The sequence below is a fragment of the Protofrankia sp. CiP1_Cm_nod4 genome (assembly GCF_982290645.1).
Map to the genome: position 1 here is coordinate 1 of NZ_CEVIVC010000167.1, position 9,655 is coordinate 9,655.

Below are 9,655 nucleotides of genomic sequence, written 5' to 3' on the forward strand. Positions count from 1 at the left end.
ATCAGTCGGGTGGCGTCCACCACACCGACGACGGCCGGCAATCCGTACTCCCGGGCGATCACCGCGCCGTGCGTCATCAGTCCTCCGACCTCCGTCACCAGGCCTGCGATGGCGACAAAGAGGGGCGTCCAGCTGGGGTCCGTGTGGGCCGTGACGAGGATGTCACCCGGTTCGAGAACGGCCCGTGCCATGTCCAGGATGACGCGGGCCCGCCCTTCGACGGTCCCGGCGCAGACCGGTAGGCCGATCAGCGCGCCGGCCGGCACATCGTCGCGTCGGTACGCCCCGACGACGCCCTCGCCGTCGGACGTGAGCACCCGGGGCGGTGTGAGCGCCCGGTACGACCTGAACGCGTCCTTGCGCCGGCCGATGAGCTGGTCATCCACGCGGTTCGTGCGCACGACGTCGTGGAGCTCCTGGAACGTGAGGTAGAAGATGTCCTCCTTCTCGCGGAGTACGTGGGCCTGCGCGAGGCGCTCGGCTTCTTCCAACAAGGCCTGCTTGTACACGAAGTAGCGGCTGATCATCCCGTACTTCGGATACTCCCGGTACCCGATGAAGGTCCGGACCCGGTCGATCATCCGCTTCGTCTCTTCGGCCCTGCGCTCCCCGTCCGGCAGGCCCCGCAGGCGCTCCAGCAGATCCTGCTCCTTCTTCCAGGCCTCCTGCCGGCCTTGCTCGAAGCGTCGTCGGCTCTCGCCCCGCTCGAAGTTCCTGATGTTGCCGAGGATCATGGGGACGAGCGTGGAGGGGCGTTCGCTCCAACGCGGCCGCGTGATGTCGATCTCGCCGACGCAGCGCATGCCGTACCTGTCGAGCCAGGCCTCGATGGCGGCTCGCGCTTCGGTCCCGCCCGCGAGCCTGGGCAGCTCGTCCAGGAAACCCTCGTCCTCGACGTGCCGCAGGAACGCCACCACGTCCGGATGCGGGCGGATCACGTCCGCGACGTCGAGCAGCGCCAGCCCCATCTCCGACGTGACGTTGTGGGGCACGGACTGCGTGAGTGTGTCCGCCGCGTTCTTCTCGCCCAGCCACGCCTCCAGCCGCTCGTTGAGCCACCACGTGGCCTCTATCGCCGACATGAACACCTGATGGCTCCGCGGATCGAACAGGATCCGTCTCAGCTCCTGGAGGTCCGCCCGGATGAAGTCGAGCAGCGCCTCGCCGGACTTCGTCCGGATGTCGCGTTCCGAGGCGGCGATGGACGCCTCGCTGCGCCCGATCAGCTCGGTGACGATGGCCGGATCGGTCTCGATCGGGGCTGGCGCGCCGCCAAACAGTGGCCCGGGGGGACCCTCGTCAGGGAGCGGCCGGACGAAGCCGTCGCGCTCGAGGATGGTCCGCAGCGCGTCCCCGAGCAGCGGATCGGATCTCCCCAGGGCCTCCAGGAGGCCGGCCCGGCTCGCCGGCGAGGCCAGCCTCTGGGTGACGTCGACGAACAGGCGGCCGCCGGCCTCAGCCATCGGCGCGGGGGTCGTCATCTGCCAGAAGGAGAGCCCCAGGGGCTTCATGGGGTCGGTCATCATCTGCTGATGGCCGACGGAGACATAGACGTGGTTCTCCCGGTCGCCGGACTCGGGGATGGGGAACAGCGTGGTGATCGGCCGGCTCTGGACGATCTGGAAGCCGTCGTCGACCAGGCACCATTCGATGTCCTGCGGGCGGCCGAAGTACGCTTCGATCCGCCGGCCGAGCCGCGCGAGCCGCACGACCTGCGCATCCGTCAGCGCCGGCTGCTCCTGCCGCTCCGGGTCGATCGCCTGCTCCCGCGTCCCGCCCGCCGGCGAGGCGTGAACCGCACGCTGCTTGGCGGCGACCGTCCTGGCGACGACCTCGCCGTCGCGCACCTTGAAGACATCCGGGTTCACCAGGCCGGAGACCAGGGCCTCGCCGAGGCCGAAGCCGGCCTCCACGGAGGCGACCTTCCGGTTGGACGTGACGGGGTCGGCTGTGAACAGGATGCCGGCCGCCTGCGGGAAGACCATCCGCTGCACGACCACGGCCATGTGGACCGTACGGTGGTCGATGCCGTTGCGCTGGCGGTAGGTCACGGCCCGCTCGGTGAACAGCGAGGCCCAGCACCGGCTGACGTGCCAGAGGATCGCCGCCGGCCCCACGACGTTCAGGTACGTGTCCTGCTGGCCGGCGAAGGAGGCCGTCGGCAGGTCCTCCGCCGTCGCGCTGGATCGGACGGCGTAGGCGGCGTGCTCGCCGCACTGGGCGAGAGCGCCGGTGATCGCCGCCGCGAGATCGCCCGGGACGGCGATCCCTTCGATGGTCCGGCGGATCTCCGCGCTGAGCGTGCGGATCGCCTCCCGGTCGTCCGGGTTCAGGCGCGACAGCTGATCGAGCCGATCGTCGATCGAGGGCGCTTCCGCCATGATCCGCCGGAAGGCGTCCGTCGTCACGCAGAAGCCAGCCGGCACGCGGATGCCGTCGATCCGCGACAGCGCCCCCAGGTGCGCGCCCTTGCCGCCAACGACCGCGACCTGCGTCTCGTCAACCTCTTGAAGACCCAACACGTGCTGCTCGCTCACCGCGACACCTCCGAGGCAGTGGTATCCCGTTGCACTGCACCCGGTAGCCGTCGAGCCAGGCCCCGGTAGGAGTTGGTGGTCTCGAAGTCGATGGCGGTGTAGGGGAGCACGGTCACACCAGCGGCTGCTCATGGAGACGCCCAGCGAAGACGGGTGGGAAGTCCGGCACCGTCTGACTGTTCAACTCCTCGGGCATGATCCACGGTGACTGACCCGTCTTCGGCCGGACAGTACGTCGGCGCCGTTCCTCGTCCGTCTCAAGCCAGGTCGTCCACACGCAAGCTGCAAAGTTCGCGGTCGCCAGGGCACGTTTGCTCGGGGTGTCCTCAACAGGCGGGAAGCCGTCGACCTTCGGGCTGGTGGGGAACGCTGGCGAGACCAGGGTCTTGGACCGGGTGTGCTGCTTGTAGGCGTCGAGCGCCGCGAGGATCCGCTGCTGATGCCCCTCCGTCTCAGCAACCAGGGTCTCGAGAGCCGCTACGGTGAGCGGCTCGCCCTCGATCGGCAGCCCGTCCAGTAACGAGCCTTCCGTTACCAGGATGACACAGCAGCGCGTCAGTAATCGAACCTTCTCGAGCGCGAGGGGATCGCCGGCCTCGTCGATGGCGGCGGCATTGACATGCCGTGCCTGCAGCGACTCTGTCCTCCTGGTGATCCACACGGCGATGGTGCCGCTGCCTGGCTGCCGGTCGATGGTCGCGATCTCACGCACGAACGCCTCCCCCATGGTCCGATGCCGGCGAGGCTACCGATCTTTAGTATCGGAGGTCAAAACGTCCTATGCCGCTGCCGGTGGGCACGAGAAGCACATCGGGGCGTGCCGCTCGGCCACCGGAACTGGCAGCCACAGTGGCAGCCAGGCCCACGAACAGCAGCGGACTGGCAGAGCTCGACCAGCTGAGCGACGGTCCCGGTGACCGTCTCCACGCGTCCGCGCACGCATGGGCGAACGACACCGCCACCGAGATCGCCATCGAGGTGATCTGGTCGGAAGGCGACCGCGTGGAGGTGAAGACGCCCGTCGCAGAGCCCGGTCCGATCATTGCGATGAAGCTGCAAGCGGTGATGAACCGCTCTACGCGGAAACAGGGCACCGACCTGCTCGACGTCGTCCGGCTCACGCTCGACCACACGGCGCGCACGGCAGCGCTGGCCCAGCTCGGTGCTTGCGACTCGTCGACCGCCGCCGACATCGCCCTGCACGTCGATCTGTGGCTCGTCCACCGCCGTGATCAGGCCATCCGATGGATACACGGCGCGGGTGGCAGTGACCTCACGACCGACGACCTGGATCTCGTCGCAGAGCTTCTTCTCGATGCCTGCGGACGCACCTGACACGGCCCGAGCCGACGGGCCGAACTGGGACGGTGGTTATCTTCCCAGCCCGGGGATGTCCGCCGCGGGCCCGTCAGAAAGCGGCAGCGTGGGTCGGTCGGGCCACGGCGGGGCGGCGAGGTATTCCGCGATGCTCGGATGGCGGAACTGCCATACCCCGCCGGTGCGCAGCAGGATGCCGCGTTCGGTGGCGTCGTCGAGAAGGCCGAGGATGTCGCGGGGGAGGCCGTGGCGCCAGGCGAGCCAGTGCCGGGAGAGCAGGAACATGCCCCATGGGGTGGGCAGGCAGGCACTGATTTCGCAACAGATCACGGCGGCCAGAGCGATCAGCGGGTCGGTGGGTGGGTGCCCCCAGCCCGTGAGGTATGCCTCGCCGGCCGTGACGAGAATGCAGACACCGGTTACCAGCGGAGTGGTCAGGAACAGCGTGCACCGGCGGTGCCGGTGCAGCAGGGCCCGGGCAGGGTGGGTTCCGAGATCGATGACGGCTGCCCGCGCCTGCGCGCCTCGCCCCACGCGCCAGCCTGGTAGCGGCGGCGTCCCAAAAAGCAGCACGCTCGGCGTCTCCGGCGCTTTGGTGGTGAGCTGATGGAACGTCCTCGCCACGACAAGGCCTGCGACGGCGCCGAACCCGATCCCGATCGGGTAGCCCAGCACTGTGCCCAGCAGCACCCCGAAGGAGATGCCGAAGACGAGCCCGGACAGCGTGACGACTGGGCGCGGTACGGTACGGTGCAGGTGCCACCAGCTCAGACCTGGCAGGCGCCGATCGGACGCACGCTGGCGGGCCAGGAAGATCAGCGCACGGAGCTGCTGGTCGTTCTTGTCGGTTCTGGTGGGGCTGTCTGATCCGGGGTAGGCCACCTGCAAGCACCGCCAGGCCAGGTGGGTGCGCACGGCATCGGGGGACGGGAACCGCCCCGGATCGCGGAGTTCGGCGGGGCTCTCGGCCGGTCCGGCTGCTCGGTAGACGGTACGGGCCAGGTCCGCCGTCCGCGGATCCCGCAGGGCCCGGGCCACGGGTCCGTCGGGTGCGTCCACCAGCGTGTTCAGGATCGGCGCCCAGCGGTCCGGCGCGGTCTCGCCATTGCCGGCGATCAACGTCGGGTCGGCCTTGGCCGCGAGGTGGTCGGGAAGGCCGAACGCGCTGGTGGTCAAGGGGTTCACGCCATCAGCGCCCGCAGCCATACCACGCGTCCACCGGCGGTTCGACGTCCCCGCGCGACCCATACGTCGACAACAACACACGCATTCCGCGACTCCCGTTTCCGCAGCTTCTGGCCTCGGACGGCTATTCTGCGGCACGACCCGGGCCTTGCCGCAAGCTTTCCGGTGTGCTATATATTAAAAGTAGTGAGGAGTGGCTGTTTCCTTTTTGATTATCTCTCCTTTTTCCTTGTTTTTCTTTCACTTCATCGTTCTTTTTTGTCGTCCGCTGTGGGCGAACAAGCCCCTCGCGAAGCGGCGGCATGCCCGGCTGGCCCGTTTCGAGACCAGCCACCCGCGGCCAGCATCGAACCGATCTCCCGGACGCTCGCCGACGGTCCTTGGTGATCATGGGCGAGTGGAAGGCGGACCGCTGTCGATCGGCGACCGTCGGGAAGCCGGCCGCGCCGGCCGGCCACCGGCGGCCTCCTCCCGGGCGTTCGGCAATCTTGATTTCGAGGTCTCCATGTTCAAGGTTATTCTGGAACCTTGAACATGGAGGGTGGAAGTGGCTCGTCTACTGCGGCGGCACTGGGAAAGCGATCTTGATTCCGGGTTGTCGAGGCGTGACCGGTCGGGCTGCGACTACGACGCCTACCTGCCGGACCCCCTGGTCGGGCGGGAGTTCCGGCTGGACGCGGGGACGGCGGCCGACGTCGCCGACGCCGAGGTGGCCATCAGCCGGCTGGGCCGGGAGGCAACCGCCCTGCGGGGCTCCGAGGTGCTTGCGCGCATCCTGCTGCGGGCCGAGTCGGTCGGCTCGTCGCGTATCGAGGGGCTTGAGGTCGGCGGTCGCCGTCTGCTGCGGGCCGAGGCGGCGCGGGAGCTCGGGGAGAAGGCGACTGACGTCACCGCCGCCGAGGTGCTGGGCAACATCGACGCGATGGCGGGCGTGTCCGAACTGGTCGGTGTCGGCCAGCCCATCACGGTCGCCTCACTGCTGGAGGTTCACCGACGCCTGCTGGCCGGAAGCCGGTTGGCGGATTACGGCGGCACGATTCGGACCGTGCAGAACTGGATCGGCGGCAGCGGCTACAACCCCTGCTCGGCGGTGTTCGTACCACCACCGCCCGAGGTCGTGCCCGAGCTGTTGGCGGACCTTTGCGCGTTCTGCGACGACGACGGGCTGCCGGCGGTCGTCCAGGCCGCTGTGGCCCATGCGCAGTTCGAAACGATTCATCCCTTCATCGACGGTAACGGCCGGACCGGCCGGGCCCTGATCCATATGGTGCTGCGACGGCGTGGCCTCGCGGTCGACGTGTTCCCGCCCGTCTCCCTCATCCTGGCGACCTGGTCGCGCCAGTATCTGGCCGCGTTGTCCGCCACCCACTACGTCGGCTCCGCCGCATCCGAGGACGCACGGGTGGCCACCGATGCCTGGATCGCGCTGTTCGCGGCGGCGTGCGGTCGGGCATGCGCGGACGCGGCCGACTTCGAGCGGCGGATGGCGGTGCTTCAGGCCGGCTGGTTTCAGCGGGTCGGCCCGGTGCGGGCGGGCTCCGCGCTCGACCGCCTGCTGCGTGTGCTGCCAGCGGCACCTGTGCTCACCGTCCGCTCCGCCGCGGCACTGAGCGGGCGCAGCGTGCAGGCGGCGAACGAGGCGGTGGGCCGACTCGTCGAGGCGGATGTGCTCCGGCAGGTCACCGTCGGCCGGCGCAACCGGGCGTTCGAGGCGGCCGACGCGATCGAGGCGTTCACCCTGCTGGAGCGACGCCTCGCGAGCCCGGACGGGAACACGCTGGTCAGCCCGCCGACGCGGCGGGTACCACGGCAGCCCTGACAGCACCGACCAGAACCCGAGTACGGTGAAAGGGAATCCCGGGTTCTCAGCCGCACAGCGTTATCGTTAAATAACGTAGCGGAACGTTACCGGAAAGGCTCGCTCCCTCGCCAGCCGAGGTCTGACTGACAGCCGTTCGGCGACGCTCCAGGCCGCACGCCCCGAAGATGTTGGTCGAAGCCACCGCTGGACACGACGAGGTCCTCGCGTTCACCTACGCTTCAGCCGGGGAACGGCCCCACGATCGCGGTCACCAGACGGACCGGAGCCTCCGGAACCGCCAGGTGTACGGAACATCCGTCCGATTCGGTAGATGATGTTCCGGTCGGCGTGGTCATCGGGCATTGTCCCTGGCCAGGGTCCGTGTGGCGACCGGGTGGACGGTGATTTCAGGGCCGGGAACCAAGGAGCTCAGCGTGACGGCAGATCCGTCGGCTTCGGAGGCGATGCGTTTCCCTGCGGCTGAACTGGCGCAGCGCTTCGACCAGGACGTGTGGTGTGCGACCCGAAGGTGCAGCGTGCGGGATGCCGGTTGGGTGTCGGTGCTCGTCCGGGTCGCTCAGCGCTGTGATTCTTCGGGACGCGCGGACACGGGCGTCCTGCCCCATTCCCGGATCATGCTCGTGACCCGTGGAAGCGTGGCCGTGCAACGACGCGACGGAGTAGCCCGGCGATCCGCCCAGCTCGCGCCGGGGAAGGCGTGGATCGTCCCAGTCGGAGTGCCGCTGAGCTATGAGTGGACGCATGCGGGGAGCGGCATGCGCGAGCTCGTTGTCATGGTTCTCCCGGCAGACGATCTCGCGCGTACCGCCGGCCTGCTGAGTCATCGACGGTCCTCGCCGGTCACCTTGGCGGAGCCGGTGTTGATCGAGGACCACGTCGTGCGCAGCGTCCTGACCGAGCTCACTCACGCGATGGCTGCGGGAGTCGACGAGCTGTACGCGGAGACCTCGGCGGCCTTCCTGCTCGCCCATGTGCTCAGCCGCTACGGGACTGGATCGCCGGGCCCCGTCAGCGTCGGGAGGGAGGACGTCCGTGTCCGGACGGCGATCGAGTTCATGCGGGACAACCTTCACCTGCCCCTGTCACTCGCCGACATGGCAGGCAGCGCCGGGCTGAGCCCGTACCACTTCCTGCGCGTCTTTCAGGCCTCGACGGGATTGCCGCCACGCCGGTTTCTCACCCGGATGAGGATCGACGTGGCGCGGCGTCGTCTCGAGGACAGCGACCTGTCCGTCACCGACATCGCGCAGCAGTGCGGGTTCAGCAGCGCCAGCCAGTTCTCGACCGCGTTCCGCCGCGAGATCGGTATGGCACCTCGGGCGTTCCGCCGCAGCCGCGCCATGTAGGGAAGGTGACCGACTACAACTGACTCTGACTGACCGTGACCGTGACCGAGGCGCGAGCGCCGCAATAAGGAACACCTTTTCAGCAAGCGGGCGAATGCGCTCCGGATGCGTGGGCCCTACGCTCGAGGCGTGGTCACCACGAGGCTCGGCGCACGCGGATGCCGGAGATCGCACCCGGCTGAGGGCTCCGTGCCCGCGTAGCGCGCCGTGCCGGTTCCGGGCCGGAAGGCGCGACGGACGTCAGGGCGCGATGGACGTCGCACCGACGATGCGAAGGAGAACGACGTGAGCATGCTCTATCTCGCCCAGGCCCAGCAGCAACAGCAGCTCGAATGGCTCGACGGCGGAACTCTCACGATGGTGCTCGACGGCGCGGCGACCGACGGCCAACTGATGATGGGCAGGTTCGACGTCAGCGAGGGCGAGGCGCCGCCTTATCACAAGCACACCCTCGAAGACGAGGTGTTCATGCTGATCAAGGGCACCGCACTGGTCTGGTACGACGACCGCGAGTACGAGCTGACCGGCGGCGGCGTGGTCTTCCTCCCCAAGGGCAAACCGCACGCCTACCGGATCACGTCCAAGAAGGCCGACCTGTTGATGATCAACACACCGGCCGGCATTGAGGGCATGTTCCGCTACGCCGGCCGCGACAGGTCCACCCCGCGACCCGACGGCTTCCAGATCTCACCCGAACGGATGGCCGAAGCGGCTGAGCAGTTCGGCAACATCGTCATCGGACCGCCCCGCTGACGCGGACCGTCCACACCGACCGCGAGGATCTCGTTCCCGGAACAGCCGCGGACGACTATCCGCACGACCCCGGTGGTCGCTCCGACCTCGATCGATCCCTCCGCCGAAGGAGGGCAACGATGAAGATCCTCGCGACCGGGGCTACCGGCACGTTCGCCGGGCTGGTCGTGCCCGCTCTCGTGAGCCATGGCATCGACGTACGCGCGGTCGTGCATGACCCTGAGGTGCCTATCGAGCAGCCAACGTAATGTCCTCGGCCATCTCCTGTTGCCAGGCCGCCAGCATGATCGGTATCCCCGATGACAGCCACGAGACCCGCACGGGGTGCTCGATCGTTCGTAGGATGGTGATCACAGCATCGCCCTGCATCCCGACCCGTACGAGACCGACGTCGGCCGGCTACTCATGGACGAGATCCTCCCCAAGCGAGTATGGCGCTGATGGCCGGACGGGATCCTGTCGAGGTCACCGTCGAGATCGACGGGCAGGAGACCGCCGCCGGAACGTTGTGGCTTCACGACCGCGGCGGACAGAGCGCCACGTTCCGATACGCCGACGCCTACCTGACCAGCCCGGCCGGATACGACCTCGACCCGGCGCTGGCCAGGGCCGCCGGCGTCTTCCACACGCCGCCGGGGTCAGCCATCTTCAACGCGTTCGCCGACAGCGCCCCCGACCGATGGGGTGAGAACCTC

At 68.6% G+C, this 9,655-nt stretch carries 9 protein-coding genes and 1 pseudogene; 7 read left to right on the forward strand and 3 right to left on the reverse strand.

The window, feature by feature from the left end:
* Nucleotides 1-2,537, reverse strand: a 2,537-nt coding sequence (gene rph, locus AC5LSR_RS21290; protein ID WP_493468895.1) for a rifamycin-inactivating phosphotransferase, incomplete at its 3' end; no start/stop codon positions are given.
* A gap of 112 nt (nt 2,538-2,649) precedes the next feature.
* On the reverse strand, nt 2,650-3,249 hold the full coding sequence (locus AC5LSR_RS21295; protein ID WP_250286043.1) for a hypothetical protein: 600 nt from the start codon (nt 3,247-3,249) through the stop codon (nt 2,650-2,652).
* Nucleotides 3,250-3,386: 137 nt separating this feature from the next.
* On the opposite strand from AC5LSR_RS21295, the gene AC5LSR_RS21300 reads away from it, so the two are divergent.
* A complete protein-coding gene (locus AC5LSR_RS21300; RefSeq protein WP_250286044.1) occupies nt 3,387-3,872 on the forward strand; it encodes a hypothetical protein in 486 nt (161 codons plus the stop codon).
* A gap of 36 nt (nt 3,873-3,908) precedes the next feature.
* Here the strand turns inward: AC5LSR_RS21300 and AC5LSR_RS21305 are convergent, their stop codons facing one another.
* Nucleotides 3,909-5,039, reverse strand: a complete 1,131-nt coding sequence (locus AC5LSR_RS21305) for a hypothetical protein (RefSeq protein ID WP_493468896.1) — start codon at nt 5,037-5,039, stop codon at nt 3,909-3,911.
* A gap of 193 nt (nt 5,040-5,232) precedes the next feature.
* Between AC5LSR_RS21305 and AC5LSR_RS21310 the strand changes: the two genes are divergently transcribed.
* The 6 genes and pseudogenes from AC5LSR_RS21310 to AC5LSR_RS21335 form a co-directional block, all read left to right on the forward strand.
* Entirely contained in the window at nt 5,233-5,571 is a 339-nt protein-coding gene (locus AC5LSR_RS21310; protein ID WP_250286046.1) for a hypothetical protein, read from the forward strand.
* Nucleotides 5,572-5,586: 15 nt separating this feature from the next.
* The gene (locus AC5LSR_RS21315; RefSeq protein WP_250286047.1) at nt 5,587-6,858 is read left to right on the forward strand and encodes a Fic family protein; all 1,272 of its coding nucleotides are present in this window, start codon (nt 5,587-5,589) and stop codon (nt 6,856-6,858) included.
* Between the two features lie 518 nt (nt 6,859-7,376).
* Nucleotides 7,377-8,207, forward strand: coding sequence for a helix-turn-helix domain-containing protein (locus AC5LSR_RS21320; protein ID WP_250286048.1), 831 nt, complete (start codon nt 7,377-7,379; stop codon nt 8,205-8,207).
* A gap of 291 nt (nt 8,208-8,498) precedes the next feature.
* Complete coding sequence (locus AC5LSR_RS21325; RefSeq protein WP_493468897.1) at nt 8,499-8,960, forward strand: cupin domain-containing protein; 462 nt, start codon at nt 8,499-8,501, stop codon at nt 8,958-8,960.
* A gap of 119 nt (nt 8,961-9,079) precedes the next feature.
* Nucleotides 9,080-9,208 carry a Rossmann-fold NAD(P)-binding domain-containing protein gene (locus tag AC5LSR_RS21330; protein ID WP_250286050.1) on the forward strand — a complete coding sequence of 43 codons (129 nt, stop codon included), beginning with the start codon at nt 9,080-9,082 and terminating at the stop codon, nt 9,206-9,208.
* 192 nt (nt 9,209-9,400) lie between these two features.
* Nucleotides 9,401-9,655: pseudogene (locus AC5LSR_RS21335) on the forward strand (type II toxin-antitoxin system HipA family toxin); the annotation flags it as partial.